The following is a 1,307-nucleotide window of genomic DNA, read 5'->3' as shown; positions in this document are numbered from 1 at the left end:
GAACTACAACCTACGAGCGATGCAATAAGTAAGGCTACGGGTGCAAGTTTCTTCATGTTATTTCCTTTGATCTAACCAACTTTTGAGTACCTGAATATCGTTTTGGTATTCATTCTTTATCTCTTCGACCCAGTCAGAAATATTTTCCCACCATGCCGGCATATCCGGGGATTGCGCTTTTTGAGCAACGCTTTGGATACGTTTAAGACCAATAGATCCTGCCGCACCTTTGATTTTATGCGCTTCAGAAACAATGCCATCCTGATCTTTTGCGGTCATGTTTGAGTCTAATACCTCAATGTAATCTGGCATCATGTCTTCAAACATCTTGATGCTGTCGTACACGGGTTTAACGCCGACAATATCCACATAAGACTCTAGCATATCCAGATCCAGTAGATGTGTCTCAATCACAGGAGAAGGCGCTGCTTCTTCCTTGACTTCAGGCTTAACAATCACCGCGGGTTTATCGACTCGATCAACAAAGAACTTATCTATCACTGACTGAATAGCATGCACAGCTAATGGTTTACTGATTGCGTCATCCATTCCATTTTCTAAGTACTCTCGACGATCTTTCATCACGTTCGCCGTTAACGCCACCAACGGAGGTAAGTGGTCATAATGCTCACGGTAGTACTTCGCCACATCAAACCCTGTCATGTCTGGCAGTTGAATGTCCAACAGCACAAGGTCGTATTGATCCGGCACAAAGTTGACTAACGCCTCTTCCCCAGTCATCGCGACCGTCACGGAATGCCCCAAACTTTCTAGCAGCGACTTAGCCACCGTCACGTTAAGTTCAATGTCTTCAACCATAAAGATGTTGAGATGCACATTGTCGCGCTTCGCATCGATTACCGGCTCTTCGAGTTCAACAATAGGAACGTGAATCGACACAGTAAAAGTACTACCAAAGCCTTCTTCACTTGTGACCGTAATGTCCCCATCCATCATATTGATCAGCTGTTTCGAAACCGCTAACCCAATACCTGTACCTACTGCATGCAAGTTGTCTTTACCCGACTTAACTTGATAATACATAGCAAAAATCTTATCCAGTTCAGCTTCAGGAATACCGATGCCGGTGTCTTCGACTTCCATAATGATAGTCGCGAAGTCTTCTTCGACATCAGCGCTGACTGTCATCACAACGCCACCTTCTTTGGTGAACTTCATCGCGTTGCTCACTAGGTTCCAAATCACCTGGCGTAAACGGGTCGCATCCACCTCGATCGCTTTTGGTAAGTCACTCAAACGTTCTAAGTCGAAACGCAGTCCTTTTTGTTCCGCCATGAGCGCCGAAA

The 1,307-nt window shown here is 45.3% G+C and carries 1 protein-coding gene; it reads right to left on the bottom strand.

Going from position 1 to position 1,307, the window contains the following annotated elements:
- Window positions 1-57: 57 nt before the first annotated feature.
- Window positions 58-1,307, bottom strand: a 1,250-nt coding sequence (locus tag R7E78_RS24195) for an ATP-binding protein (protein WP_318058347.1), incomplete at its 5' end; no start/stop codon positions are given.

The organism is Vibrio sp. YT-19(2023) (assembly GCF_033337395.1).
This window is presented reverse-complemented; position numbering and strand designations above follow the sequence as displayed.